The organism is Pigmentiphaga litoralis, assembly GCF_048632615.1.
Lineage (GTDB): Bacteria > Pseudomonadota > Gammaproteobacteria > Burkholderiales > Burkholderiaceae_B > Pigmentiphaga > Pigmentiphaga litoralis_B.
In genome coordinates this window covers 3,401,001-3,427,893 of the sequence record NZ_CP184479.1, presented here as the reverse complement: position 1 = coordinate 3,427,893, position 26,893 = coordinate 3,401,001, and the positions used below count along the sequence as shown (strand labels likewise).

The window sequence follows — 26,893 nt, the reverse complement described above, 5'->3', positions numbered from 1 at the left end:
TGCCAGTGCTGCAAGATCACAGGGCCGCTCGTGCCGACCTCACAACCAAGCAAGCGGAGATGGCAACACGATGCCAAGCGCTCGCAGTCCGCTAAAGCCAACACCAGCCACGCCCTGGAAAAGCCCTGGATTCCAAGTGGCGTGACCGCCGTTCCAAACCAGATCGCCGGTGCGGCGCCAGGTATTAGATAGCGCCGCGGCACGGGCCTGCGCAACATCCATCAAGTCGCCCCGCCCACGTTGCCCAGCGACTTCAACAAGAAACTCGATATGTCCGGCGTCGCCGCAGCACAAGCTGCTGTTTCGTCCCCCTTGATCGGCAAGAGTCGCCGCAAGCGCACGATCGACATCCTCGTTCAACACATGGCACGGAACGGCATCGTCCTTGAGCATGCTCAGTCTTGCCAGGCCGATGCCCACTGCGCCGTAGCACCACTGATTGGGTGGGCGTGGTGTGCGCTGATCACCTCCCGCGCGCAAGTCCTTCCAATTGCCAACAACTACATCAAAATGGCGTGCCTCGAACGCGATGCAATCCTGCGCAGCGACGCGGAAACGTTCATATCCCGTCAAGCCGTAGACACGTGAAAACGCCAGGGCGATTCCCGCTGCGCCGTGAGCAACGCCTGTCAGCGGTAACGGGATAGCCGACGAGCGCCACATGCCCGACTTCGCCTCGCGATGGGCAAGAAGGTGGTCACAGCAGAGCACAGCACGTTCAAGCAAGCGCTCGTCGCTGCGGCGCCGGTGCAATGCGATCAACGCCAGACAGGCACCCGATGCGCCGCCGACGAGATCGAACGTGCGGTCGTCCATGATGGCTTCGGGCGTGATGCCCGATGCGCAGGACGCTGCGGCCTCCAGCATGCCGTCATCCGCCAATGCCTCGCCGGTCAGGGTCAGGCCGTACACGATGGACCCAAGGCCCACTGCCCCGCCAATGCCGATGGCCCGTCGCAGCTGTGCCAGCCTGGCGGAACGCACGGTCTGCATCGTCGCGGCGAGCACCTGCCTACAGTCCGTAGCGGCCATCGGGCTGCCGGAAAGTGCCAGTGCAGCAAGGAAGACGGCAATGCCGGTGGCGCCGTAGTACAGGTCGTGTCCAAGCGGCGCCAATTGTGCGGCAACCTCATGGTCGACTCGCGTCAGACCTATCCATGCGACGGAGCTTTCAGCCCGTAGCGACGAGCTCATCAACGCGTCACCCAGCATCTGGACAAACGGCAACCCCGGCTGCACGTCGGTGAACGCAGACGCTTGCGTCGGGGGCATCTGCAGACAGGCACGCACAATGTCGCTCTGGATAGCAATCTCTTGAGGTCCGAGCGTCGTCATCCGGCGGCGAACAACGTCGTGGCCGAGCTCGACATGAAGGCGGGTGACCGGGCCGCGGCCGTCGCTAATGACGTTCGCATCGGTGTGCATGACAAAATGCGGAATACCCAAGTCGAGCAATTGACGCCGTTCGCTGGCGGCAAGTTTCCAAGGCCGCTCCGCATGATCTTCCCAATCGTAGAACCTGGCGACAAAGTCGGCTTCCATGCTCCAACAAACCGAGTCGTGCATCGCACGGTGGTCGTACAGCCGCTTGAGCAACATGTAATAGAAGCGGGTAGGACGAACAACCTTGCGGATGATGAAGGGCGGAGCGTCAAGGGCTTTTCTGATCGTGTTACCAGCGCGCTCCTGACCAGCGATGAAACGCAAGGTGCTCACAAATCCCGAGAAAAATGCTTCCTTATGCCGGCCAACCGAAATGGGGTGGCCATCAAGAACAGGAAGATTCGTGTTGATTTCGATGTGATCCGTCTGGGATGCCAGCAACATTCTGGGGGTATTGATGGAATCCCACTTCAGCACCTTGACTGGATAGACCGACGGCTCAAGGGCACCCATACTGATCAGACCACCGTTCTGGCCCTGCACGTAGGCGGGCAACATGCCGACGCTCTGCACGGATTTTTCGAGTGCATGGGTGGCAAGCCAGTGGGCCTCACTGTGTTCGTCCACAGCGCGTGGCCGCTGGCGAATCCCTTGCAGGATCATCTCGACGTCCACAGGAACAGGGTGCGCGCCACTCGCGACAAAGTTCTCCATGTGCATGTCGGAGGTCGAGAGTAGGTGGAACACGGCGAGCCATGTACCGAACCGGCGATAGTAGGTATCCACATCGTCCACCGTCCCGCATGCTGCCGGCGGGATATGAGTGGTCCATCCGTAACCTTCCCTGACCAATGCCTTAGGCAGGAGCAGCTGTTCAGGCAGTCCCAGTTGTATGAGTTCGCCCACCACTTGGATGACGAAAGTATCCGGGCGCAAGTCTTTGGGCTTGTAAAGGACTTTCGTGCCGTCTGAAAATTCGACGCCGAGCACCGACAGCCCTTCATTGTGGGGGTCCGACAAGCCCCAGTTCACACGGCTGACGAGCGCGTCATTCTGCGCAAGCGGTAACCACGTCTGAAGCGCGGGCCTGTCGTCGGCAAGCCGCAGAAGAAACAGGCGATAGCTCGACTGCCACTGGCAAATCAACGTGGCAATAAGGCGAAATAGAACGGGGGTTTGGTCGAACAGCGCGGCGTAGCCGGTGGTCCTCATGTGTTCGGCGAAGCCGTCCAGAGAGTCATCCGACAGCTGCGCCAAAGCAGCCGCATCTCCACCTTGCGCGGCGGAAAGCAAGCCTCTACGCCAGTGCAGCAACGCATCGTAAAACGGCAATTCGCATAGATTGCCAAGGCGCATTCGGAGGTGATCGACGATGCCTTCAAACGCTCGACTCGTCATGATGGCCGACACGTCGATAGGCAAGGACCGGCGCAGAACCCGCACCGCATCTTCGACCAGCGGTGACAGCAAAGGGGAAAATGCCAGCTGCTGTTGGGCGGGGTTTATACCCCCTTGCAGAAGCACGTCTAGCACGTGGCGGGTCTTGCTGACCCAGAATGGTTCCTTCACGTGATCACGTCGGCGCACACCAGCCAACCGTGCGAGCAGCGTTTGCCGAGCCCAGTTCAGGCGCGCCAGGCGCTGCTCGAAGACAGACGGATCGTTATCCGCGCAAAGGGTGATCCATCGATCGAGCCGCTTCCTAGCAAGTGCGTGATCACCCGCTTGAGCTGGAAGCGGCTCGTAGTCGTCAGAAAGGACTTCGTCTATCGTCAGAGCCGAGTGTTCGATACTCGCAGCGAAATGGCGAGTCATCGCGTGGGCCACGTCGGCGCTGGCCAAGACTGACCGAGCCGCTGACAACTCAATTCAATTGCAGCAGCAGGTGCAGTTCACGCCGGGATTGCTGGTGCCGTCACCAGGAGTGGAACGGCCATCGGCAAGACTTCCGGTTCCCGCAGCTGCTTCAAGCGAAGCGTCACTAGTGCCGCGTTCATTCATCAAAAATTCAAAATCCCGATCGGCATAGAAAAGACTTTCAAACATGCTTTGAGACATATTGAACCTCCGTGGGTTGAAGTGCGAGACCCACACTATCAACCCCGTCAAACGGCGTCAATGCTCGCGATCACCGGTCTGACGACGCATAATGGGTCGTGCAAAGACGCCAATTTCCATGATGACTGACTCGCTTAACGCGCGTATGCACCCTGCAGCACCGCGTGCCTCTAGTACGGTTCAACGGGTGCCGCCCGACGACTTCTCCTGGCTACGGGCCGACAATTGGTCCGACATTTTGCGTAGCGGAGCGGCATTACCGGACCCGATACTTGCGCATATCGACGCGGAATCACGCCACTTCGGCGAGGTAATGTCTAGCACGCTAGATGTACAGGAGACACTCAGGTCGGAGATGCAACAGCGACTCGATAACACCGAAACGTTTGGACACATTCATCTGGCCTATCAGCATGCTCTTGCTGGGGCTTCATGGCAGCGCGATGGCATCGTGGAGTACGCAATTCTCGAAGTGCCTGGAGCGTCGCATCCCCAATTATTGCGCCGTCAAGTTGGAGACGTGGCGGCGCAACTGCTGGTCGACCTGAACGTCGAAGCGATGGGCAAAGCGTATTTCTGTCCTGGCTTCAGCACACACTCCATGGACCATCAGTGGATTGCATGGTCAGCAGACGAGTCGGGATCGGGCCGCAGCATCATTCGATTTCGGAACCAGATCACCGGCCAGGATGGCTGCAGCGTCGAAGATGCCTATCCGGTAGGAACGTTCAGTGGCGACAACTGCGCTTTTCTTTACGTTCGTATCGACGTGCAGCATCGTCATCACCAGCTGAACCTGCACCGCCTGGGGACGGACGCAGCCAGTGATGTCGTGATGCTGCGAGAGCACGATCCAAGTTTTCGTCTGACAGTGCAGCGCACGCAATCGCGAGCGTGGTTGGTGGGGTCTTCTCAGGGTCCAGATCGCTCGGAAATCACCGTGTTCCCTGCCAACAATCCGCTTGCTCGAGCGAGGCAGGTCGTTTCGCGGGAACAGCAAGGCCACTGGCATGTCGATGAAGGCAACAATGTGCTGTATGCGCTGACAGATGCAGACGGCGCGAGCGACTACAAAATCATGACGGCCTGTCTGGATGACAGCGTTCCGATTGTCTGGCGGGACCTGGTACCCCACAGACCTGGGACGACGTTGGTCGGCTACCGGATATTCAAGCGGCATCTGGTGTGGCTGGAAAGGAGCAAAGGGGACACCAGAGTAGTCATTCTTAAGCTGGACGACGGCGACAGGCGTGTGATCGACTTCGAAGGTGGCCCTGGCGCGCTAGATTTGGGTCCCGCTCACGAGTTCGATACGTCTCACGTGCGACTCATCCGGTCCTCCATGCACATTCCGGACCGAACCTTTGACTGCGACATGGACACCGGGCAACTAACGTTGATTCGTGTCAGAAGCGTCGGCGCCGGATTCGATGAGGCGGATTACATCTGCCGACGCACCCATGCAACCTCGAGGGACGGAACACAGGTTCCCGTGTCAGTGCTCTTTCATCGGCGCACTCGGCTGGATGGCACGGCGCCATGCCTGTGCTACGGCTACGGCGCTTATGGCATCAGCCTGCCCGCTGCGTTTGACCCGCTGCGCCTCAGCCTGGTGGACCGCGGTTGGGTGATCGCGATCGTGCATGTTCGGGGCGGTGGAGAAAATGGGGCGGCTTGGCATCATGCGGGCCGCGCCGCTCTGAAGCCCAATGGAATCGCCGATTTCGTCGCTGCGGTGCGGCATCTCGTTGAAGACAGGTGGTGCGCACCAAAGGCTGTTGTCTCCCATGGCATGAGCGCGGGTGGCACCCTTGTTGCAGGTGCCCTCAACCAAGCGCCCGAGCTATTCGCAGGGGTGATCGCACAAGCGCCTTTCGTCGACGTGCTCAACACCATGATGGACACCACCCTTCCGCTTACGTCCGTCGAATGGCAGGAATGGGGCAATCCTGGCGCGTCGGACGTCGAATACAACCAGACAGCGGCCTGGTCGCCCTATGAAAACATCCTGGCGCAGACATACCCGCCGGTGCTCGCCATTGCTGCTCTGCGCGATTCTCAAGTTACGTACTGGGAAGCGGCGAAATGGATAGCGAAACTTCGCAAACATCAGAAAGGGGACGCCCCCAAGTTGCTGGACATGCGTGTCGATGCCGGACATGCCGGTTCGCCCGGTCAACACGGGAAGGTCGCGGATGCCGCGCTGATGTACGCCTTCGCGCTGAAAGTTACAGGCAATCTCGCCTAGTCGGCGCGTTCACGGCAGACCGATACGGTGCCGACGGTCGGTCACCGCAACACGTTGCATCACCCGCCGTTCGCCCGGGTAGTCATTCATCGCTTTGTGCATGGTGGCCCGGTTGTCCCACACAACGATGTCACCGAGTTCCCAACGATGCCGATACTGGAATTCGAGCGCGATCGCGTGGGCGTACAGATGGCGCAAGAGCGTGTTGCCAGCCTCATCCGCTACTCCTAGAACGCGGCGGATTGAAACCGGATTGGCATAAAGATAACGACAGCCGGAATGGGGGTGCCTGGGGGCAAGTGGGTGGACCGCTGACAGGGCGTGGGCACCATGGCCGAATGCCAGTTGTGAAGTGTGTTCGGCTAGCAGGCTATCGATGCCATCGCGGCACCGAGCCAGCAGCATGGCATAGGCCAGATACTGGTTGCTCCAGACCGTGTCGCCACCGTGTGCTGGAAGCTCTTTGGCCATCAACACCGTAGCGGAAGGAGGACACGCCATGAAACTCAGATCGAAGTGCCAAGCTCCGCCAAAGTTGTGCAGATGGTCGGGCTCTTTGCGGATCTCCGTGACCTGCCCATGCGGCGGCACCGCCTGCACGAATTGGTGCGTCACAGGCTCTCCAAACAAAGCAGCGAATGCCAGGAGCGCCTGCGGTGACATCGATTGCCCGCGAAATACCAGGACCAAGTGTGTCGACAAAGCGACCCGCAGGGCCTCCTTGACCGTGTCAGGCACAACGCTTTCCCGACGCAGTCCGGAAACTTCTGCCCCAAGCGGGCCAGCAAAAGGATGGATCCGGATAGCGTGTGTCAAGACGCTCCCCTCGGCAATCGACATGTCACCTTCCGATTCTACTTCGCCGCCCCGCACTGCTCCGCGTACGCATCCCCATGCGATGCCAGCACGTTCTTCACCAGCATCTTGAACATGGGCTTGCCGTCAGCGCCTTCGGCCACCTGATAGATGTTGTAGTTCTGGATCGGGTAGTTGTTCTTGTTGAACTTGAAGTCCCCGCGCACTGACGGGAAGGGCGTAGTGCGGATCGCTTCGTTGAACGCCTGCGCATCGGACGCCTTGCCGCCGATCTTTTTCAGCGCCTCGCCGATCAAGATCGCCGCGTCGTAGCTGAAGGCGGCGAACGAGGTGGGCGTGCGGCCGTATTTCTTCTCGTAGGCGGCAACGAACTGCTTGTTCTGGGGATTGTCGGCGCTGGGCTGCCAGGCTTCGGCCACGATATTGCCGTAGGCGACCTTGCCAATCGCGCCCAGGCTGGTCGGCTCCAGCGTGTGCACGCTGTACAGCGGGATGGTCTTGCTCATGCCCATCTGCTGGTATTGGCGGACGAACGACACGCCCTGCCCGCCTGGGAAGAAGCCGAACACGCCGGCGGGCTTGGCCGCGCCGATCTGGCTCAGTTCGGCCGAGAAATCCAGCTGCGTCAACGACGTGTAGATTTCGTTCGAGATCTTCCCTTTATAGAACCGCTTCAGGCCAGTGACCTTGTCTTTCGAGCCCAGGAAGTTCGGCGCGATGATGCTGATGTCGGCGACCTTCTGGTCGTTCAGGTATTTGCCCATGGCTTCGGCCGTGGCGTCGCTTTGCCAGGACGTCACGAACAGATTGGGTTTGCACTGCGCGCCCGCGAGCGGCGACGGGCCGGACACGGAACCGACGAAAGGAATCTTGCTGGCGCCGATCTTGGCTTGCAGCGCCATCATGACGTTGGCGTAGGTCAGGCCGGTCACGATGTCGACCTTCTCGCGTTCCAGCAGCTTGGTCAGGCCCAGCATGCCCACGTCCGGCTTCATCTGGTCGTCTTCCTGGATGACCTTCACGTCGTAGCCGCCCAGTTTGCCCTTGCCCTGTTCCACGGCCAGCATGAAGCCATCGGCCTGGTCCCGTCCCACGTCGGCCGCCTGGCCCGACAGGGTGCCCAGAAAACCGATCTTGACCTGCGCCATTGCGGGCGCGGCACAGAGGCCCGCGAGGCCGAGCACCATCACCATCGTCGTTTTCATTGCGTGTCTCCCAGAGCCTGCCGGCCCATCGTTGTTATGCAGCGATTATGTGGTCCGGCGTGTTTGCCAGCCATCGCGCTGATTGATTCCGCGGTATTAAACTCATTGATAGTTCTTCGATCAGGCGCGCCATGAAAGACCTCAACCTGCTGTACGTGTTCGAAGCCCTGTGGCGCGACCGTTCGGTCACCATCGCGGCCGAAAGCCTGGATGTGACGCAAGGCGCTGTCAGCAGCGCGCTCAAGCGCATGCGGGACGAATATGGCGACAAGCTGTTCATGCTGGCCGGCCGGCGGATGGAGCCGACGGCCATGGCCACCAGCATTGCACCATCGCTGCTGGAAGCGCTGAATGCCATTCGTAAAACGACAGGCGTACAGACGTCGTTCGACGCCACGGAGTCCACCCGGTCGTTCACGATCCGCACGCGCGACGTGGGCGAAGTGGTGGTGCTTCCCGCCTTGTTCGCCCGCATGGAGGGCGTGGCGCCGCGGGTCAAGATCAACGTCATGTTCGCGCCCATCGAAGAGACCGTGCACGGCTTGTCCACCGGCCGCATGGACGTGGCGCTCGGCTATCTGCCGGCGCTTGAACGCAACATCCACAAGAAGGTGCTGTTCAAGCAGCGTTACCTGTGCGTGATGCGCAGCGACCACCCGCTGGCCAATGCCGAGCTCACGCTCAAACGCTTCCTGTCGCAGCAGCACCTGCTGGTCGAGTACGCCGGCAGCGGTCATGTCTTGCTGGAACGCGCGCTGATCGAGGCCGGCGCCAAGGACCGCATCCGGGTGCGCATGCCGCAGTACCTGGCCGCGCCGCATCTGGTGCTCCGGTCGGACCTGATCTGGACCTGCCCGGAATCCCTGGTCGTTGAACTTCGCAAGCATTTTCCCCTCGCCGTCAAACCGCTGCCCCTGCCCATGGGCAACTTCGATGTCGCGCTGTATTGGCATGACCGCTTCCACAAGGACCCCGCCAACCAGTGGTTCCGGCAGCAGGTGATCGAGTCCGTGCACGACATCCAGAACCATCCGCCGACCGCGCCGCGCGCGTCGGCGTGACCTGCCGGCGACCGGTCCGGGATCAGGCCGTGATCGTGAACTCGAACTCGCCGATGTTCTCGATCCACTGACGCACCACATCGCCCGCCTGCAGGAACTGCTTGCGCGCCATGCCGACGCCCGACGGCGTGCCCGTCAGGATCAGGTCGCCCGGCGCCAGCGTGATGCGCGAGCTGAGCTGCGCGATCTGTTCCGCGATCGTGAACAGCATCTGCGACGTGTTCGAGTCCTGCATCAGTTCGCCATTGACCCACAGCTTCATCGACAGGGCCATGGGGTCGCCAATGAACTGGGCGGGAGTGATGGCCGGACCCATCGGACACGAACCGTCGAACGACTTCTGCCCGATCCAGTCCCAGCGGAACGGTGACGTATCCGGCACGTTGGGCCGCGAGACCCAGTCCCGTGCCGACAGGTCGTTCGTCACGACGTAGCCCGCGACATAGTCCATCGCTTCGTCGACCGGAACGTCCTTGCAGGTACGGCCGATCACCACGCCCAGTTCGATTTCCCAGTCCAGCATGGTGGATCCCGCCGGGATGCGCACTTTGGCATCCGGGCCGACCACCGAGGCGCCGCCTGCCTTGATGTTGTGCCACGGCAGGTAGCCTTTGCCCTTGGGATCGCCTTCGAGCGGCATGCCCAGCACACGCTTCATTTCTTCGACGTGGTCGCTGTAGTTGACGCCTGCAAAGTAGATGGTGCGCGGCGCGGGCAGCGGCGCCAGCAGCGTCGCCCCCGACACGTACTCGCGGCCGGGCAGGTCGCGGCCCAGGGTCGCCAGCTTTTCGGTTGCGCGCGGCCAGTCCTCCAGCACGTCCTGCACGCCGGCATACCGCGGCGATGCATAGATCTTGCCTTCGTGCAGGAGGCCGGTCTTGCGGGTGCCTTCGTGCTCGATCGTCACGAGCTGGATCATGATGCGGATCCCTTGATCTTCAGTTCTTCCAGGCTGCCGATATCGGCGGCGTCGTCCATCGAAAAGCGGTCGCCGTAGTCGAACAGGTCGTCATGCTGGAAGCCGTTTTCGTACCATTGGATCTCCCACCAGTTGTGGTCCAGGTCCTCCAGATAGAACGAATACACCCCATGCATTTCCTGCGGCGGCAACACCTGGCGGATGCCGTATTTGTCTTTGTCGCGCACCGCGGCCGCATGGGCCTGATCGACTTCTTCGCGCGTCTCGACGTCCAGCCCCCAATGGTTCAGCAGGTTGGTCGGATGCACCTGATCGCCGACTTCCACGCAGATGACGTGGAAGCGCTGGGCCAGCCGGACGGCCATGGCGGGCTTGCCGTGGCGCACGCATTCCAGGCCCAGGAATTCTTCGTAGAAGCGGCGCGACGCTTTCAGGCTGTAGCACTCCAGCGTGCCGTGGCCCAGGCAGAAAGGCTTGACGACGGACGGATGGCTGGGGGGATCGACGCGGCAATTCTCTGGCAGCATGACAGTCTCCTTGGTAGGGGGTTCAGGCTTGTGGCAGCCCGTTGCGGTCGGCTTCGCTCAGGAAGGCATCGGCAAAGAATGCGTCTTCGGGCAGCCGGCAGGTGGTCGTGAAATCGTGGCGCGCGGACTCGACCATGACGGGCGCGCCGCAGGCATAGACCTGCACGCCCGACATGTCCGGGAAGTCTTCCATCACGGCCTGGTGGACGAAGCCGGTGCGGCCCGTCCAGGCGCAGGCTTCCGTGGCATCGCTCAGCACAGGGATGAAGGTGATGTGGTCGTGCGTGGCGGCCCAGGATTCGGCCAGGTTGGCCATGTACAGGTCGGCGCGCTTGCGGCCGCCCCAGTACAGGGTAATGGGCCGCCGTGTGCCTCGCTGCAGGGTCTGTTCGAGCAGGGATTTGATGGGGGCGAAGCCGGTGCCTGATGCGAGCATCACGATGGGCGCGTCGGAGTCTTCACGCAAAAAGAACGAGCCCAGCGGCATTTCGATCCGGTGGATTTCGCGCAGCTTCATCGCGGTAAAGACGTGCTCGGTGAACTTGCCGCCCGGCATGCGGCGAATATGCAGTTCGACCTGGCGCACGCCGTCATTGCTTGGCACATTCGCGATCGAATAGCTGCGGCGCGTGCCATCGGGCCGCAGGATGTCCAGGTATTGACCCGCGCGGAACAGGGTCGGTTCGTTCATGGGCAAGCCCAGCGTAACGATCATCACGTCATCGCTGACAGGCTCCATTTTGATGACGCGGCAAGGCATGAACTTGGACTTGATGGCATCCTGCGGATCCAGTTCGTTGACTTCGACAACCAGGTCGCTAAGTGGCTTGGCGCAGCACAACAGCGCCAGTCCTTCGGCCTTGTCCGCGTCACTCAGGTAATTGGGGTGCACACCGCCGTAGTCGACTTCGCCCGAGACCACACGGCCTCGGCAGGTGCGGCAGACGCCTGACCGGCAGCTGTAGGGCATGAACAGCCCCGTATCCAGGCCTGCCTTGAGGATGGGGGTGTCAGCGGAACAGGGATAGGTGTGCCCGCTGGGATGCAGGGTGATCGTGTAGGACATAGGTCTTGGGCCTATCTTCCCCGTCGCGGGCTGGATCGCTCGCTGTCTCCCGGGGTTCTGCACGCAGTCTAAACACCTACGCCCGGCGCAGCTATTAACCGGAAAAAATCCCGAGAATTAACTGCATCAATAGTCGAGCATTGGCGCGCCTTGCGGGGCGATGGGTCAGTGAATACCCGCACCTAGCGGAATGCTCAATAGCCGGTCATTTCAAGATACCCACGGCCCGCTGGCGCGCCGCCCTGGCCTGCCATCAACCGCACAGGTCCTTCCCAATACGGAAACGACGTGCCCATCCACGCGCGAGGCTGGATGGCCTCGGCGGTGACGTCCACCTCCATGTCGGGCACGCGCACGCGCCACTGCGTCGGCACCTTGCGGCCCGTGTCCTGCCGCGTCGCCGCGCCCGCGTCGAGCTGGATCTGGTCGCCGCGCAGCGCACGGGGCGTGCCATCCGCAGCGATCCAGGTGCCCGCCCGATAGGGTGGTCCATCGGTCTGCCGCACCTGGAACAGCATCAGCTTGGCGCCGCTATCCAGGTGCAGGGAAAACCAGTCCCACCCCTGCTGCGTGGCGGCCAAGGGCTGGCTGCTCCATTCGCGATCGAGCCACGCCGTGCCGGTGACGGGGACTTTGTTGCCATCGACAACGATGTCGCCCGTCACGGTATAGAACGGCTGGCTGTAGTAGTAGGACGCCTGGCCCAGTCCGGATTTTTCGCTGTAGCCGCCATCGCCGTGCAGCACCAGCGGCCGATTCGTGGACAGTTGCAACCGGTACGAAAAGTCCTTGCCGGCGGCCTGCATGCTCAACTGGTCGATGTCGCGGCCGCCGGATGTCTGCAGCTGCCAGTCGTCGATCCACGCGCGGAACGGCGCCGCCGTCACACCCGCCTGGCCAATGCCGCCGCGCGCCAGGGTTTCGGCGTAGCGGTGCCCCGCCGGGCTGGTCAGGCCGGCATGCCCCATCCAGACGTTGGGGCTGCCGAAGCCTTCCACGTCGGCGCCCGGCCGCAGCGCCGAGCGGAACAGGGTCCACTGCACGCCCCAGTCCTTGCCCGACGCGTCTTTCAGGTTCGCGGTGACATACCACCACTCGATCCGGTAGCCATCGTGCGGGCCGTGATCCGCGGGGAAGCGCAGCGGCTTGCCCCGGGTGACCTGTGCGAACGCGGCCGCGTCGGCGCCCAGGCCCGCGAAGCCGCTGCGAGGCGCTTCAGCCGGCTTGTCGCAGCCCGCCAGCAACACGGACACCGCCAGGGCTCCGGCCAGGCGCAGCGCCGTGCGCAGGCACGACGCGGCGGACACGCGGGACACGCAATGCTTAGCGTTCATCGGCAAATTGCCTTAACAGATCGGCAGGCTGACGACGCGCCAGCCGCCAGATGGGTCCGGCCGCGGCCAGCAGGCTGGTCAGCAGGCCCAACATGCCCAGCTGCACCAGTTGCAGGGCCGACACGTACAGCGGCAGCCGCCACCCGAAGGCCTGAACGTTGACGACCGCAACCATGCACCAGGCCAGCAGCAAACCGAGCGGCATCGCCAGCAGGACGGTCAGGCACGCCAGCATCAAGGTCTGGCCCAACGTGAGCCATCCCAGGCGGCTGCGCCGCACGCCCAGCGCCCACAGCGGCGCCAGTTGCCCCACCCGGCTATGGCCCAGCGTCAGCAGGCTGATGAACAGCGCGATGCCCGCCACGGCCAAGGTCAAGGTGTTCAAGGCGCCGGTGGCCGCGAAGGTCCGTTCGAATACATCGATCGACCAGCGTTTGATCGTGGTCTGGTCGATCACGCGGGTGCTGTCGAGCCCATAACGATCCTTGAGCGTCTCTGCCAGGCTGGCCGCGCGGCCGGGTTCAAGCCGCAGGCTCAAGTTGGTCATCACGGCCTCCGGCCAATGCTGGCGCAAGCGGTCCGCGGCCAGCAGCACCTGCCCTTTCGGGTTGCCGTAGTCGGCGTAAATGCCGACGACAGGCAAGTGCTGCTCGCCATGGCCTGATGGCAGTACCAGGGTGTCGTTCAGACCGACGTGCAGGCGGCGGCCCAGCTGTTCGCTGAGCATGACGCCCTGCCCCGCGCCCAACCGCTCCCACGCCCGATCGGCCTGTTCCAGCAACGGCCATTGTTCGGGAAAGGCCGGTTGCACGACGATGCCCTGGGCCTGCACCGGCCAGCCCTGCAGGCGGAAATCGGTGCGCCACTGCGGCTGGACCACTTTCACGCCAGGCTGGCCGGCGGCCCACGCCGCGATCTGGACGGACTGCGCCGGGTCGCGTGGCGTCAGGTACAGATCTGCCGACAGACGCTGGTCGAGCCAGCCCAGGAAGGTCTGCCGGAAGCCCTCGGTCATGCTGCCCACGCCCACGCTGGCGGACAGGGCCAGCAGCAAGGCCATCAAAGCCAACGCCATGGCGGGCAATTGCTGGCGGCTGTCGGCAATGAACCATTCGGTCAGGGGTCCGCGGCAGGCCCGTGCAAGCCCCGCCAGGGCGGCATCGAGCAAGGCTGGCAGGAACAAGGCGCCGGCCAGCAGGATCGCGCCCATCATCAACAAGGCGCTCAGCAGGTTGTTGCCGAAGCGCCAGCAGCCGACGGCCACCATCGCCAGCACCACGGCCAACATGGCTTGCCGGCGCAACCATACCCCTTGCGCCATGCGCCATGCCTGCGCCTGGGCAATGGCGAGCAGGGGCAGGCGCGAGGCGCGCAGCAAACTGCTGCAGCCTGCCAGCAAGGCGCCAAGCAGGCTGATCGCCACACCTGCCACCCACCAGCTGGGCGACAGGCTCAATTGCCCGGAGACTTCGGCGCCGTACAGGCCTCGCAGGCTGGACGCAACATTGCCCAGCAGCACGCTCGCGAGCAGGTAACCGCTGATCACCCCGGCCAGCCCGCCAAGAATCGCGAACGCACCGAGCTCGACTGCCAGTGCACTGATCAGTGTGCTGAGGTTCACGCCGCACGCGCGCAGGGTGCGCAACACCCCGCGCCGTTGTTCGAGGGCAAGTCCGATAGCCGCATGCACGATGAACAGACCGACGATGAAGGCCAGCATGCCCAACGCCGTCAGGTTCAGATGGAAGCTTTCGGTCAGCCGCTGCAGATCGCCGCCCTCTTCGGACGCGCGCCATTGCAACGTATCCGCCACCGCGGCGGGAAGCGGCGGCTGGCGCGCGGCCAGGTCCGCATCGACCAGCAGACGCGATACCTGCCCCGGCGCGGATAGCAGGGCCTGCGCCGCGCCAATGTCGACGACGATCACGCCGGGCGCCAGGTCGGCACGGGGCACCAAAGGCGGCAGGCGCCGCCCGTCGCCCGTCGTCGCCTGCTCTCCCGCTGTCAGGCCCAGGCGTTGCAAGGTGTCGGGTGCGATCCAGGCTTCGCCGGGCGACCCGATGAAGCCGGTCAGATCAAAGGCGCGCTCGGCCTGGCCCGCCACCGACGTGCCGACCGGCAGGCTCAATGGTTCGATGCCCAGCACCTCGACGCTGGTCAGCGTCTCGCCCGCGAAGCGAACCCGGCCTTCCAGCACCGGCGATACCGCCCAGCCCTGGCGCCGCAACGCCACGTACAGCGTCTGGTCGAAGCGTTGCCCCTGACGGGGCACCAGTTGCGACTGCGACGGCGCCGACAGCATGGCGCTGGCGCGGGCGTAGTCGGCGCGCGCCTGGCTGTTGAGCGCTTCAACCCCCGTCCACAGCGCCGTCGCCAGCCACAGACCCGTCAGTATGCTGAAGAACTGGAGGGGATGGCGCCGCCAATGGCTGAGCAGCGCAAGCAGGGTGATGTGCAGTGTGCGCATCAGGCTTGCGCAGGCAGCACGCGCCCGCCTTGCAGATGCACGCGGCGGTTCAGCCGCGCGGCAAGCCGGGCGCTGTGCGTGACCATCAGCAACGTGCTGCCGGCCTCCGCCACCAGCTCCAGCAACAGGTCCAGCACAGTGTCGCTGCTGGCTTCGTCCAGGCTGCCGGTCGGTTCGTCGGCCAGCACCAGCGACGGACGGCCCGCCAAGGCGCGGCCGATCGCAACCCGTTGCTGCTGTCCGCCCGACAGCTGTTCGGGATAGCGCGCCAACAGCGACGCCAGACCCAGCCGATCGGCCAGGCGGCGGGTCCACCCAGGGTCGTCGCGGCCAGCCAGACGCGCCTGGAACGCAAGGTTGGCGCCCACGGTCAGACTGCTGATGAGGTTGTATTGCTGGAAGACGAGGCCGATGCCTTCGCGGCGCCAGCGCGCCAGTTCGGCTTCGCTGCGGCCGGTAAGCGGTTCCCCGGCCACCTCGATCCTGCCAGTATCGGGCCGGTCCAGGCCGGCAATCAGGTGCAGCAAAGTGCTTTTTCCGCTGCCGGATTCGCCCATCAAAGCCAGGCTGGTCCCGGTCGCCACCTCCAGGTCCACGCCGCGAAGGACCGGCAGCGGCCCCTGGGCCGTGATGAAAGACTTGCCAACATTGTCTACGACTAGCACCGGGCGACTCCGCAACGCGAAGCGTCAAGGATACCCCCGGGGCAGCGGGATCCTGGCCAGGCAGGGCCCGAAATCAAGGTTGGCTACAAATCAGGCTTCGTCTAGAAACCCAGCGCCACGGCCAGCGCCCCCCCAGCAGCCCGAAGGCGACAACGCCCACGGCCACCGTGGCCAGTTCACGCGGACGGAACGACTTGGCAACCATCGCAAGCGACGGCAGGCTGATCGGCGGCAGCGTCATGAGCAACGCACCCGCCGGACCCGCCGCCATGCCCAGCGACAGCATGGCCTGGATGATGGGCACCTCTCCGGCCGTCGGGATGACAAACAGGGCACCCGCCACGGCCAGCGCGACGATCCAGATCCAATGATTGCCGATGTCCGGACCAATGACCGGGAACAGCCATGCGCGCGCCGCGCCCAGCAGCAGCACCAGCACGATGTACTCGGGCACCAGCCGGATCGTCATGCGCCACAGGATCTGCCCCCAGCGCGTGAACGCCTGCTTCCAGTACTCGCCGGCCGACAGGGTCGGGGCGTCCACACTGCCTTCCAGCAGATGCGCGACACGCTCGCTCGCATCCGCGGCTTCCGCAGACGACACCATGCGGTTGATCAGATAGCCCAGCCCGAACACCATGGCCACCCCGAGCACCAGGCGCAGCCCGGCCCAGTTCCATCCAAGCACCAGCCCCATGAAGACCAACGTGGCCGGGTTCAGCACCGAGTTGCCCAGCCAGAACGCCACGGCCCCGCCGGGCGACGCCTGCCGCGCCCGCAGCCCCGCCACCACCGGCGCCGCGCAGCAGCTGCACATCATGCCGGGCAGCGACATCATGCCGCCCACGAACACACTGCCGAACCCCGCGCCGCCCAGGGCCTTGGCGATCCAGCGCGGCGGCAGCAGGGCCTGGACGGCCGAGCCCAGCAGCAGCCCCAGCACCATGGCCTGCCAGATGGCCTTGCCGTACACCAGCGCGTAGTCGAGCGCGGCAGTCCACGACGGCGCGGGCGCGCTGGCCGCCGTTCCCATCAGAATCGAATTGCCGATCGAATGGTTGCTGGCCGCAACGAACGCGCGGTTGTAATAGGGATACCACTTCACGTAGGCCAGGCCGGCCACTGCGATGAGGACGAAAACGGCGATGCCGACGAGCGGGTTGGGCGCGCGCCGCGTATCGATAGGTGCTGGGGTCATGGAGATATCAGGAGCGAAGGGAGGGCCGACGAGCAAGGTCATCCGGCCGGGGGTGGCGTATTTTACGCCCGGCGCAGTGTCTTCACCCCTTTGACACTTCTTCCAGCAACCAGTCACGAAAGTCGCATAGATGCGGGTCATATTCCAGCCTTTCGGAATACACCAGATAGAACGCCGAGTCGATCAACAGACGGCGGTCGAACGGCGCGACCAGACGGCCCGCCGCCAGGTCATCCTTGACCAGCGCGTACTGGCCCATGGCCACGCCGAGCCCCTGCAGCGCAGCCTGGTAGGCCAGCGCCACGTTTTCGAACGTCAGACCATGCGTCGGGTCGATATCGCCCACGCCGTTGGCGTCCAGCCATCGCCCCCAGTAATCCGGACGCGCGGTGGATTGCAGCAAGGTGTGGCGCGCCAGGTCCCGGGGTGTCGTGATCGCATTGGGCCCGGTCAGCAACTGCGGGCTGCACACCGGCAACAGTTCGATGTCGACCAGGCGGCGCGAGATGGCCCCTGGCCAATCCCCATGCCCGATGCCGATCATGACGTCCGCGTCGCCCAGGGTGCGCAGCGGCTTGAAGGACGTCGTGAACACCGTGTCGCGATCCGGATGCGCCACGTGAAAGGCGGGCATGCGCGGCAGCAGCCAGCGCATGGCAAACGTCATCTGGCACCAGATCTGCAACGGCTTGGCGGCAGGCGGCGCAAGGGCCTTGGCGGTGGCCTGCTCGATGCGTTCGAACGCGCCGTGCAGATCTTCCTTGTATTGAAGACCGCCCGGCGTCAGCCGCACTTCGCGGTTGGCGCGCTCGAACAGGCGCATGCCCAGGAAGTCTTCCAGGACCTTGATCTGCCGGCTGACGGCGCCAGGCGTCACATGCAATTCGCGCGCCGTTTGGGTAAAGCTCAAGGTGCGCGAGGCGGATTCGAACATGCGGAGCGGGTTCAGTGGCGGCAGCTTCATGGGTTTCGAATCGTTGAGTTCTGGTAAACCGAGTTGACTATATATCGATTGTGACAAAGCGTGAATGACCGCAGTATGGCTGGGCCTATTGCATCGCACCATCGGGAATCCGCTCATGCTCACACCTCGTATCGTTGCCTTGATGTTCGCTGCCCTGACCGTTCCGGGCGCGGCGTTTGCCGCGGATTACCCGGCCGGCCCGATCACCGTCGTCGTCCCGTATGCCGCGGGCGGCCTGGCCGACAACATTGCGCGGCCTATCGCCGATGCGCTGGGCAAAGTGCTCAAGCAGTCCGTCATCGTCGAAAACAAGGGGGCGCCGGTGGTGTGGTGGGTACCGGCTTCGTTGCCCGCGCTAAGCCCGACGGCTACACCCTGCTGCTGACCTTGTCGGCGATTTCAGGCTTGCCCGAAGCAGACCGCCTGCTGGGCCGCAAGCCGGCTTTCCAGCTTGACCAGTTCGTGCCGATCGCCCGCGTCACGGCGGACCCGAACCTGCTGGTCGTGAACGCAGACGCTCCCTGGAAATCGGTGGCCGAACTGGTTGCGGACAGCAAGCAACATCCGACCGCGCTGAACTACGGGTCGTCGGGGGTCTATGGCGCCATGCACATCCCGATGGAGATGTTCAAGGCGGCCAGCGGCGCACAGATCACGCACGTGCCGTTTTCGGGCGGGGGGCCCGCCATGGTGTCCTTGCTTGGCGGCCAGATCCAGACGGCGGCCAGCGGCCCGGCCAATGCCGGCAACTTCATCAAGACAGGCAAGATGCGCGCACTGGCCCATTGGGGCAGCCAGCCCCTGCCCGCCTATCCCGGCCTGCCCAGCCTGAAGTCGCTGGGCTATGACGCGGAATTCGTGCAATGGTCCGCTCTGATGGCGCCGGCGCAGACGCCGCGCGCCGTGATCGATACCTTGCGCAACGCCATGCGCGTGGTCACCGCCGACCCGGCGTTGAAGCAGGTCTTCAACAACCTGGGCAGCCCGATCGAATACATGGACGCGCCAGAATTCGCAACCTACTGGAAGGCCGACGCCGAACGTGTCGTGGCCGCCGTCAAGAAAATCGGCAAGGTGGATTGATTGACGACGACAACCGTTCCCCGCATTCCCGATTCGCTGTACCGGTTGATGGATGAGATCGGTCCCCGCTGGGGATCGGCCGTCCAGGCCAACGTCCGCACGATGATCGAGGCCTATTCCGACATCCTGAAAGACGCGCCCAAGGAAGGGACCGCCCACCGCGACCTGCCCTATGGCGATGACCCGCGCCAGCGCCTGGACGTGTTTGAGCCCAGCGGCCACGCCGCATCGGGCCGCCCGATCCTGATGTTCGTGCATGGCGGCGCATTCGTCGAAGGCGACAAGGACCGCACCGACGAGATCTACAGCAACGTGCTCTGGTACTTCGCGCGGCACGGCATCGTCGGCGTCAACGTCGAGTTCCGCCTCGCGCCCACCCACACGTTTCCAAGCGGCACCGAAGACATCGGCGCCGCCGTTGCCTGGGTCAAGGCCCACGCGGCGGAGTACGGCGGTGATCCGGACCGCATTTTCCTGATGGGCCACTCGGCCGGCGGCGCGCATTCGGCGCACTACGCGTACGACGCCCGCTACCATCCGGAAGGCGGCCATGGCCTGGCGGGTCTGATCGTCGTATCGGGCCGCGTACGCGCCGAAAACTCCGCCGAGAATCCCAACGCGAAACGGGTCGAGGCCTACTACGGCACGTCGCTCGATGACATGACCGCGGGTTCGGCGATCAGCCACGTATCCGCCGAATCCTTGCCCACGATGATCGCGGTCGCCCAGTACGAAAACCCGCTGATCGACGTGCACTGCGCCGAATTGTTCGCGACGCTGTCGCACATCCGGCGCCGCGCGCCCCGCTTCGTCTGGCTTCCGCGGCATAACCACACGTCGATCATCGCGCACTTCAACACACAGGAAGAGGTGCTGGGACAGCACGTGCTGTCGTTCATGGAAACGGGTATCTGACGCACCTATCGTCTTCCCGAATGTCGCAACCCTGCGACCTTGAGCCCGGTAACGGACTCAAACTTTTGGACGATATCTCTCAACCGATTGACGGAATAGTCTAGTCACGCCGCCTCACGGTCTGGCGGCGCATCTTCACTGTCGGGGCACCTTTTCACACTTTCTGATCACCTCTTGGCCACTGTGTCGGCCAAGCGGGTCGGTGCGTCCTGCAGCATCCGTTTGACCGCTCAGTTATGCGACTCACCAAAGGGAGTTGGCAATGACGATGCTGTTGATCAAGGGATCCACCGGGGCGGAGGTAGGCAGGCTGGCCGAGGCGCTGCTGCGCGAACTTGGCGACGATGCCGGCGACTTTCCGAATCTGGCAGGCACGCAAACGATCGATGCGGACTTCGACGCCGCGATCCGCCGATGGCAGGCGGGCGTCGGGCTGATTGCCGACGGTGTCGTCGGCCCGCTGTGCCAGGTGCTCCTGGAAATGATCGCGCCGCAGGGCGGCAAATTCGGTAGCACGCCGCTGACCGTGGCGGCCGTCAGCCGGTTGTTCCCTGCCACCAAACCGGCCAATATCGCCCGCTACCTTCCGTACATCGAAGCCGCGCTGGGCGTGCTCGACCTGACCGACAGGCCCATGGTGCTGGGCGCGCTCGGTACGATACGGTCCGAATCCGAAGGGTTCGTGCCGATCTCTGAATTCCCCTCCAAATTCAACAGCGACCCGGGCGCGCCGCCTTTCAATCGCTACGATGGCCGCCTGGGCAACGACGTGCCGGGCGATGGTTTCCGGTACCGCGGCCGCGGCTTCGTCCAGTTGACGGGCAAGTTCAACTACCGGAAGTACGCCGCCAAGATCGACTTTCCGCTGGACGCGCAGCCCGACCTGGCCAACGCGCCCGAAGTCGCCGCCTTGCTGCTGGCGACCTTTCTTGGCGATGTGGCCGGCAAGTTCCGGCCCGCGTGCGAAAAGGGCGATCTGGCCGCCGCGCGCAAATGTGTCAATGGCGGCAGCCATGGACTCGACCGGTTCCGCAGCGTCTTTGCGCTGGCCGAGACGGCGTGGAGCACGGCGACGCATGGCGTGGGCGCGGGCAAGTCCCCCACCTTCACGTCGCGGCGCACGTCGTTGACCAGTGCCAAGACCAAGAAAGACACCGACGACCTGCGCGACCGCTGGTACCAGCCCGGCGCGATCAGCCTGCCGAACGAATTCCCGTCTTCCGGTGACGTGCAGACCTACCTGGCCCGCTACACCCAGGCCGGCTTGATCCTGGATCAGGGACGCGAAGGCGCGTGCACTGGCTTCGGTTTGTCTTGCGTCATCAACTATCTGCGGTGGATCAAGGCCGATCATCCCGACAAGGACTTCATTTCGGTCAGCCCGCGCATGCTCTACACCCTGGCCCGCCGCTACGACGAATACGAAGGCGAAAATTACGAGGGATCGAGCTGCCGGGGCGCGATCAAGGCGTGGTTCAGCCACGGGGTCTGCCTCGAAGACGACTGGCCCTACTCCCCGGAAAAATCCAATCCGCCGCATTACGGCTACGCCAAGCGCGCGGCCAACACCACCCTGGGCGTCTACTACCGTGTCGAGACGCGGTCCATTACGGACATGCAGGCGGCGCTGCGACAGCACGGCGCCGTGTTCGTCTCGGCGTTCACCCATGACGGCTGGCTGGACGTGCCCGACGTGGGCAGTTGTCCGACGGGCCACCAGGACCTGCCCGAGATCGAATTCGACGGCCGCCCGTCGCAGGTGGACGGCCACGCCTTCGCACTGGTCGGGTTCGATGCCCGCGGGTTCATCGTGCAGAATTCCTGGGGTCCAAGCTGGGGCGCGGGGGCTTCGCGATCCTGTCGTATCGCGACTGGCTGGCCAACGCCATGGATGCCTGGGTGGTGGCGCTGGGCGTCGCCGGCGTGATCGAAGGGCGGCTGGTGGCATCGAACCGCGACGGCAGCGGCGTCGCGGGCGCGCGGGTCGACAAGAGCAAATGGTGGGATGCCTCGGTGGCCTATCAGCACAGTGTCGTGTTGGGCAATGATGGCCGCGTCATGCGGTACGTGAGCGAAGACGAAAAGCCGCGCAAGCTGCAGCAGCAGGTGTACGCGCTGCCGGACCAATGGTTCCGCACGACCCCGGCGCAACAGAAGAAGCGGCTGGTGCTCTATGCGCACGGAGGGCTCAACAGCGAAAAGGCAGCCATCGATCGGGCCAGCGCGATGGGCCGGTACTTCGTGGCCAACGGCTGCTACCCGCTGTTCCTGGTCTGGAAGACCGGGCTGCTGGAATCGCTGCAGGGCATGTTGTCCGAATCCGTGCGGACCCCGGCGGCGCGGGGGACCTGGCAGGCGCCTGGACGGATGCGTCGGACGCCCTGATCGAAAAGACCTTTGCCCGCCCCTGGCGCGGCCCATATGGTCAGAGATGAAAGAAAACGCGGAACTGGCCTTTGCGCCTCGGCGGGGGCGAACTGCTGCTCGATGCCCTTGCGGCCCTGGTGGAGACCTGGGGCGACCAGTTCGAATTGCACCTGGTCGGGCATTCGGCCGGGTCGATCATTCTGGGTCATTTGCTCAGTGCACTGCGTCAGCGGGGCGCCTTGGCCGATCGCGTCGCATCGATCCATCTGTACGCGCCGGCGTGCACGGTGCCATTCGCCAACAAACATTACGCGAGCGACGCGCGCTTCATGAACCGCCTGTTCCTGGATGTGCTGTCGGATGAGGTGGAACGCGCCGATACGGTCTCCGCCATCTATCGCAAGTCGCTGCTGTACCTCGTTTCCAATGCGCTGGAAGCCGATCTGCGAACGCCGATCCTGGGCCTGTCGAACATCTGGAACCCGGACTATTCGGGATGGGACGGATCGTCGGACACGGCAGAAGCGCTGTCGGCCTGGCGCAAGGCCTTCGACGATGCCGAAGGCAAAGTGCTTAAGCGGGTCGATACGCCCAAGGTGCGTGTGGGCACCGAAGCCAACGGCGACGCCGTCCTGCAGAAAGCCGCGCACGGCAGCTTCGACAACGACCTTGCGGTGGTCACGCGCACCCTGGAGCGCATCACCGGAACGGCGCTGTCCACCCCGGTCGACGAATTGCGGGGCTTCTAGTGAAGCGGCTCGACGCGCTGGTGGACCATCGCCGCAGGGTCCTGCAGGACCCCAACCTGCCCGAAGGGCACCACGACAAATGGGGGCTGGCGCTGTCGGGAGGCGGCATACGCAGCGCGACTTTGCGCTGGGGCTGGTCACGGCGCTCGCGAAAAAAGATGCTGCTGCGCTTCGACCTGCTGTCGACGGTGTCGGGTGGCGGGTACGCGGGCGCAACGATAGGCCGGCTGTTCGACCGGGTGCGCGGCAAGGTGGCCGCCTCGGACGCCGCGAAGGGATCGACCGGCGATGCCGCCCGCGCGGTGCAGGACGGCCTGGCGCGCGATGAAGCGACCTGGACCACCTGGTGGTTGCGCGCCAACGGACGGTATCTGATCCCCAGCGGTGTGCTGGATGGCACGCTGATCGTGGCGCTGTATGTGCGCAACGTGCTGGCCGTCCATTTCGAACTTGCGCTGCTGGCCTTGCTCGCCGGCATCTTCCTGGCGTGCGTCAATCTGTTCACGTGGACCGGGCTGGCGGCACTGGGATGGATAGGCGGGGACACCTTCTTCGACGCCTTCCGCTGGCTGTCGCCCTGGCTGCCCGTGCCATGGATCGCACTGGCCGTGTTCATCGTGATCGGGGCCGTCCAGACCTCGGCCTTCTGGTGCTTCCCGTATGTGCGGAAACGAGGCGCGTCGCAGCGCGCATTCGCCGTCGTGATCACCGCCATGATCGCGATCGTGGCGCTGCACCCGCTGTTCGACACGGCCCCCGGACGGCCCGGCAGCGTGGTGCGCGAAGGCCTGTGGGTGACCATGGTCGCCTTGATGTGCTGCTGGCTGCTGGGCGCGCTGTATGCGCAACGCATCTGGATCAAGGCGCGCCGGCGGCTGCCCGATGCCAGTTCGGCCGCGGCCGATGTGCTCAGTGTCCTGACACAACGCCTGTCCAATACCTTTCGTTGGGGTATCGGCTTCCTGGCGCTGGGGGTCGTCGAACGGTTTGCGTGGCACCTGGCGTTCGAGCCCAGCGGCTTCGACACGGCCACCGTGGGCATCGTCCTGACCATCGTTGCACCGGCCTTGCGGGCCGCCCTGCCCTTCGCATCGCGGCTGACCAACCCGACCGCAAGCGTGCGCATCGCCATGTTGATCGGGCGTGGCCTGGGCTATCTGATCGTTGCGTTGCTTGCCGCATTCTGGATATCGCTTGCGTATCGCGCGGTGCTTGGCGCGTATTTCGATCGCACCACGCTGGCGTTCTGGCCTGCGCTGACCGTGGCCGTCCTGTTGATGCTTCCGATGGCCATCTACCTGACGGTGACCGGACGCAATATCGAATTCCTCAATCTGTCGTCCTTGCATTCCTTCTATCGCGCGCGCCTGGTCCGCAGCTATCTGGGCGCGGCCAACTACCGGCGTTTCCAGGCGGCCGGCCCGCTTGACGAAGGCACGTTGACCCCCGTCCCGGCCGACCTACCGTTGGGCAAGGTCGTGAGTGAAGTCGAAGAAGTGCATCTGGACGACGATGTCGCGATCAACGACTACCGGCCCATGGACGCCGGTGGCCCGGTGCACCTCATCACGATGTGCGTGAACCAGACCAACGATCCGCGCGGCGGCATCTTCAACCGCGACCGGCAAGGCTTGCCGCTGACCATCGTGTCGGGCGGCTACATGCGTGAAGGCATCGAGAACTGGTCCGAGATGCGGCGCGACGAACCGCTGAGCCTCGGGACCTTCATCGCGATTTCGGGCGCGGCCATCGCGCCGGCTTTGGGCGCGCTGACGCGGGGCGGCATCTCGGCGCTGGCCATGTTCGCGGGCCTGCGGCTGGGATATTGGTGGAGCAATGAGCGCCGCAATGGCGAGGGCACCCGGTCCGTCCATGCGTGGACCGGCAAATCGCGCCGCATACTGAACGAATTGCGCGGCCGCTTCCAGGGCACGCAGGGACCCGACTGGTTCCTGACCGACGGCGGGCATTTCGAGAACACTGGCGCCTATGCGCTGCTTGCCGAGCGCTGCCGTGTCATCGTCGTTTCCGACGCGGGGGCGGACCCGACCTATGCGTTCGGCGACCTTGAAAACCTGGTGCGCAAGGCGCGCATCGACCTGAATGCCGACATCCGATTCATGCGGCCCCGCAATCCGCCCGATCTGCGCCTGAGCCCGCCGGTGGCGGAGCTGGCGCAGTTCGGCACCATCGACGATCTGGCCTCGTCCAAGAGCAATGCGTGCATGGCGCTCGCCACGGTCATCTACGCCGAAGACCCGCTGCACCCCGGCATCCTGATCTATATGAAGCCGAATTTTTTCGTTGGACTGCCGGTGGATCTCGTCAACTTCAAGGCGGCCAATCCCAGCTTCCCGCAAGAGCCGACCTCCGATCAATTCTTTTCGGAGTCGCAATGGGAAAGCTACTTCCTGCTTGGACAGGAAATGGGCAAGGCCCTGTCCATCGATCTCTTGAACTGCATTGCCGCCGCGCCTGACGCCTACTTCGTGCAGGACACGAGTTCGACCCTCGACAAGGCGATGACGCGTGACAAGGGCGCCGTGCCGGCCGGCGCGCCGGCGACACCGATGCAGGCCATCTCGCGCATTCCGGCGCGGATCGCCGTGTCGACGGTCAAGGCCACGGTCGGACTGACCGCGGTCGCGGCGATCGGCGCTTCGGCCTGGCAAGGCCTGGAAGCCTGGCGCACCGCGCGCGACAAGAGTGTCGATACCGAACGCACGGCGCTCTCCAGTCTGTCGTCGACGTGGCTGGAAACGCAGCGTGCCCGCGCATCGGACACGCCGCAACGCATCGAGGCCGTATCGCGGCTGGCGACCACGTTGCTCTACACCGCCGACCGGATCTGCGCCCATGGGCAGGCCGAGTGGTTCCAGCAGCCGGGACTCGCGCGCGAGATCGCGATCGACGCGTTTGCGGAATGCCGCAAGCTCGACGTGCTGGCGTCGCGATCATGCGCCGTGCTGCTGCAATCGGTGGGCAATCCGGCAAGCCGGACCGTGAATACCTGCCTGGGTCCCTTGCTCGAAAGACCGCCCCAACGCTACGAAACCTATTGGGCCTACGATTACACCACCAAGGCGTCGCCGCATCTGCTGCACCCCTGCGATATGTATCGCGAGGACCTGCGTCTGGAAGCCATGCCGGTTACGATCACCGACGTGGTGGATCCCCCCGCGGCCGGATGCCGCCTGGGCACGTTTGCGTTCGGCGTGCCGGGCGAAGCCATCGTCCGCAGCGTGATGGCCGGGGTCAATGACGGCTTTCGGTACTTGCAGCGCCTGGCCGGCATCGACACGCACGACCTCTGGCTGAGCCGGTTCGCACAGGACCACCACGCCGAGATCGCACCCGCGTCCCCTCCCGCGCGATCGGCCGCGCCTTCCCTGTCCACCCCCATCAACGCGGAAGCCCGCGCCGCGTGCAGCGATGTCGCCATCTTCGTCCAGGTGTATGACCCCGAATCCTACGCCGCCGCCACGCGGCTGCGCGGACCGTGGTCGGCCATCCAGGCGCGCTTCCAGCCGATCGAGAACGTGCAGCAATCGGCCGAAGCACGCGGCCGCCCCAACCTGACGCCGGTCACCGAACCCACGATCCGCTATCACCGCAACGACGCCGCGGCATGCGCCGCCTACCTGTGGCCAGTGGCCCGCCAGACGCTGACCCTGCCGGGGCCGGTCACGCCCCGCCCGCTGTCGGCCCGCTATCCCAGCACGCCCTCGACCATCGAAGTCTGGCTGCCCCCCAAGACAACCATCGCACCCAACGAGACGGCTGCAAAAACTTTAACAAACGGCCGATAGTCAGCTTCCTGTCAGGCATGGTATTGCTGTGGGTGCTGCTCGCTCCATGCACCGAGAAT

General features: G+C 64.2%; 21 protein-coding genes. 9 read left to right on the top strand and 12 right to left on the bottom strand.

Going from position 1 to position 26,893, the window contains the following annotated elements; genetic code table 11:
* Positions 1 to 39: 39 nt before the first annotated feature.
* Positions 40 to 3,225 (bottom strand): type 2 lanthipeptide synthetase LanM family protein, encoded by a 3,186-nt coding sequence (locus ACNANG_RS15615; protein ID WP_420223752.1) that lies wholly within the window; start codon positions 3,223 to 3,225, stop codon positions 40 to 42.
* A gap of 27 nt (positions 3,226 to 3,252) precedes the next feature.
* Entirely contained in the window at positions 3,253 to 3,441 is a 189-nt protein-coding gene (locus ACNANG_RS15610) for a hypothetical protein (protein WP_420223751.1), read from the bottom strand.
* Positions 3,442 to 3,532: 91 nt separating this feature from the next.
* Here ACNANG_RS15610 and ACNANG_RS15605 point away from each other — a divergent pair, with 91 nt between their 5' ends.
* Complete coding sequence (locus tag ACNANG_RS15605) at positions 3,533 to 5,689, top strand: prolyl oligopeptidase family serine peptidase (protein ID WP_420223750.1); 2,157 nt, start codon at positions 3,533 to 3,535, stop codon at positions 5,687 to 5,689.
* A gap of 9 nt (positions 5,690 to 5,698) precedes the next feature.
* Here the strand turns inward: ACNANG_RS15605 and ACNANG_RS15600 are convergent, their stop codons facing one another.
* Positions 5,699 to 6,529 (bottom strand): TauD/TfdA dioxygenase family protein, encoded by an 831-nt coding sequence (locus ACNANG_RS15600; protein ID WP_420223749.1) that lies wholly within the window; start codon positions 6,527 to 6,529, stop codon positions 5,699 to 5,701.
* 14 nt (positions 6,530 to 6,543) lie between these two features.
* Positions 6,544 to 7,710 carry an ABC transporter substrate-binding protein gene (locus ACNANG_RS15595; RefSeq protein WP_420223748.1) on the bottom strand — a complete coding sequence of 389 codons (1,167 nt, stop codon included), beginning with the start codon at positions 7,708 to 7,710 and terminating at the stop codon, positions 6,544 to 6,546.
* 131 nt (positions 7,711 to 7,841) lie between these two features.
* On the opposite strand from ACNANG_RS15595, the gene ACNANG_RS15590 reads away from it, so the two are divergent.
* A complete protein-coding gene (locus tag ACNANG_RS15590) occupies positions 7,842 to 8,771 on the top strand; it encodes a LysR family transcriptional regulator (RefSeq protein ID WP_420223747.1) in 930 nt (309 codons plus the stop codon).
* 22 nt (positions 8,772 to 8,793) lie between these two features.
* On the opposite strand, the gene ACNANG_RS15585 is transcribed toward ACNANG_RS15590, so the two are convergent.
* The 8 genes from ACNANG_RS15585 to gcvA form a co-directional block, all read right to left on the bottom strand.
* A complete protein-coding gene (locus ACNANG_RS15585) occupies positions 8,794 to 9,690 on the bottom strand; it encodes a fumarylacetoacetate hydrolase family protein (RefSeq protein WP_420223746.1) in 897 nt (298 codons plus the stop codon).
* A complete protein-coding gene (locus ACNANG_RS15580; protein WP_420223745.1) occupies positions 9,687 to 10,217 on the bottom strand; it encodes a VOC family protein in 531 nt (176 codons plus the stop codon). Before ACNANG_RS15580 ends, ACNANG_RS15585 begins: the two co-directional genes overlap by 4 nt.
* Positions 10,218 to 10,239: 22 nt before the next feature.
* Entirely contained in the window at positions 10,240 to 11,283 is a 1,044-nt protein-coding gene (locus tag ACNANG_RS15575) for a CDP-6-deoxy-delta-3,4-glucoseen reductase (RefSeq protein ID WP_420223744.1), read from the bottom strand.
* 194 nt (positions 11,284 to 11,477) lie between these two features.
* The gene (locus ACNANG_RS15570) at positions 11,478 to 12,617 is read right to left on the bottom strand and encodes a lipocalin-like domain-containing protein (protein ID WP_420223743.1); all 1,140 of its coding nucleotides are present in this window, start codon (positions 12,615 to 12,617) and stop codon (positions 11,478 to 11,480) included.
* The gene (locus ACNANG_RS15565) at positions 12,607 to 15,084 is read right to left on the bottom strand and encodes an FtsX-like permease family protein (protein WP_420223742.1); all 2,478 of its coding nucleotides are present in this window, start codon (positions 15,082 to 15,084) and stop codon (positions 12,607 to 12,609) included. Before ACNANG_RS15565 ends, ACNANG_RS15570 begins: the two co-directional genes overlap by 11 nt.
* The gene (locus tag ACNANG_RS15560; protein WP_420223741.1) at positions 15,084 to 15,749 is read right to left on the bottom strand and encodes an ABC transporter ATP-binding protein; all 666 of its coding nucleotides are present in this window, start codon (positions 15,747 to 15,749) and stop codon (positions 15,084 to 15,086) included. The genes ACNANG_RS15565 and ACNANG_RS15560 overlap by 1 nt, the downstream gene beginning before the upstream one ends.
* Positions 15,750 to 15,822: 73 nt before the next feature.
* A complete protein-coding gene (locus ACNANG_RS15555) occupies positions 15,823 to 16,947 on the bottom strand; it encodes a permease (protein ID WP_420223740.1) in 1,125 nt (374 codons plus the stop codon).
* An 82-nt stretch (positions 16,948 to 17,029) separates the two neighbouring features.
* Positions 17,030 to 17,911, bottom strand: coding sequence for a transcriptional regulator GcvA (gcvA, locus tag ACNANG_RS15550; RefSeq protein WP_420223739.1), 882 nt, complete (start codon positions 17,909 to 17,911; stop codon positions 17,030 to 17,032).
* Positions 17,912 to 18,026: 115 nt separating this feature from the next.
* On the opposite strand from gcvA, the gene ACNANG_RS15545 reads away from it, so the two are divergent.
* The 7 genes from ACNANG_RS15545 to ACNANG_RS15515 all read left to right on the top strand — a co-directional run bounded on the left by ACNANG_RS15545 (position 18,027) and on the right by ACNANG_RS15515 (position 26,834).
* Entirely contained in the window at positions 18,027 to 18,296 is a 270-nt protein-coding gene (locus ACNANG_RS15545) for a hypothetical protein (RefSeq protein ID WP_420223738.1), read from the top strand.
* The gene (locus ACNANG_RS15540) at positions 18,242 to 18,994 is read left to right on the top strand and encodes a tripartite tricarboxylate transporter substrate binding protein (protein ID WP_420223737.1); all 753 of its coding nucleotides are present in this window, start codon (positions 18,242 to 18,244) and stop codon (positions 18,992 to 18,994) included. The genes ACNANG_RS15545 and ACNANG_RS15540 overlap by 55 nt, the downstream gene beginning before the upstream one ends.
* Entirely contained in the window at positions 18,995 to 19,909 is a 915-nt protein-coding gene (locus tag ACNANG_RS15535; protein ID WP_420223736.1) for an alpha/beta hydrolase fold domain-containing protein, read from the top strand. It abuts the gene before it with no gap.
* A gap of 262 nt (positions 19,910 to 20,171) precedes the next feature.
* Positions 20,172 to 21,836, top strand: coding sequence for a C1 family peptidase (locus ACNANG_RS15530; RefSeq protein ID WP_420223735.1), 1,665 nt, complete (start codon positions 20,172 to 20,174; stop codon positions 21,834 to 21,836).
* Positions 21,797 to 22,294 carry a hypothetical protein gene (locus tag ACNANG_RS15525; protein WP_420223734.1) on the top strand — a complete coding sequence of 166 codons (498 nt, stop codon included), beginning with the start codon at positions 21,797 to 21,799 and terminating at the stop codon, positions 22,292 to 22,294. Before ACNANG_RS15530 ends, ACNANG_RS15525 begins: the two co-directional genes overlap by 40 nt.
* Before the next feature lie 71 nt (positions 22,295 to 22,365).
* Positions 22,366 to 23,025, top strand: a complete 660-nt coding sequence (locus ACNANG_RS15520) for a hypothetical protein (RefSeq protein ID WP_420223733.1) — start codon at positions 22,366 to 22,368, stop codon at positions 23,023 to 23,025.
* Positions 23,025 to 26,834, top strand: a complete 3,810-nt coding sequence (locus ACNANG_RS15515) for a hypothetical protein (protein WP_420223732.1) — start codon at positions 23,025 to 23,027, stop codon at positions 26,832 to 26,834. The genes ACNANG_RS15520 and ACNANG_RS15515 overlap by 1 nt, the downstream gene beginning before the upstream one ends.
* Positions 26,835 to 26,893: the final 59 nt, after the last annotated feature.

Bases quoted from the DNA above. Each gene is read 5' to 3' on its own strand.
- ACNANG_RS15605 (WP_420223750.1), top strand. From the start codon at position 3,533: ATGGGTCGTGCAAAGACGCCAATTTCCATGATGACTGACTCGCTTAAC.
- ACNANG_RS15575 (WP_420223744.1), bottom strand. From the start codon at position 11,283: ATGTCCTACACGATCACCCTGCATCCCAGCGGGCACACCTATCCCTGT.
- ACNANG_RS15595 (WP_420223748.1), bottom strand. From the start codon at position 7,710: ATGAAAACGACGATGGTGATGGTGCTCGGCCTCGCGGGCCTCTGTGCC.
- ACNANG_RS15525 (WP_420223734.1), top strand. From the start codon at position 21,797: ATGGATGCCTGGGTGGTGGCGCTGGGCGTCGCCGGCGTGATCGAAGGG.
- ACNANG_RS15600 (WP_420223749.1), bottom strand. From the start codon at position 6,529: ATGTCGATTGCCGAGGGGAGCGTCTTGACACACGCTATCCGGATCCAT.
- gcvA (WP_420223739.1), bottom strand. From the start codon at position 17,911: ATGAAGCTGCCGCCACTGAACCCGCTCCGCATGTTCGAATCCGCCTCG.
- ACNANG_RS15565 (WP_420223742.1), bottom strand. From the start codon at position 15,084: ATGCGCACACTGCACATCACCCTGCTTGCGCTGCTCAGCCATTGGCGG.
- ACNANG_RS15530 (WP_420223735.1), top strand. From the start codon at position 20,172: ATGACGATGCTGTTGATCAAGGGATCCACCGGGGCGGAGGTAGGCAGG.
- ACNANG_RS15590 (WP_420223747.1), top strand. From the start codon at position 7,842: ATGAAAGACCTCAACCTGCTGTACGTGTTCGAAGCCCTGTGGCGCGAC.
- ACNANG_RS15555 (WP_420223740.1), bottom strand. From the start codon at position 16,947: ATGACCCCAGCACCTATCGATACGCGGCGCGCGCCCAACCCGCTCGTC.
- ACNANG_RS15580 (WP_420223745.1), bottom strand. From the start codon at position 10,217: ATGCTGCCAGAGAATTGCCGCGTCGATCCCCCCAGCCATCCGTCCGTC.
- ACNANG_RS15545 (WP_420223738.1), top strand. From the start codon at position 18,027: ATGCTCACACCTCGTATCGTTGCCTTGATGTTCGCTGCCCTGACCGTT.
- ACNANG_RS15610 (WP_420223751.1), bottom strand. From the start codon at position 3,441: ATGTCTCAAAGCATGTTTGAAAGTCTTTTCTATGCCGATCGGGATTTT.
- ACNANG_RS15570 (WP_420223743.1), bottom strand. From the start codon at position 12,617: ATGAACGCTAAGCATTGCGTGTCCCGCGTGTCCGCCGCGTCGTGCCTG.
- ACNANG_RS15585 (WP_420223746.1), bottom strand. From the start codon at position 9,690: ATGATCCAGCTCGTGACGATCGAGCACGAAGGCACCCGCAAGACCGGC.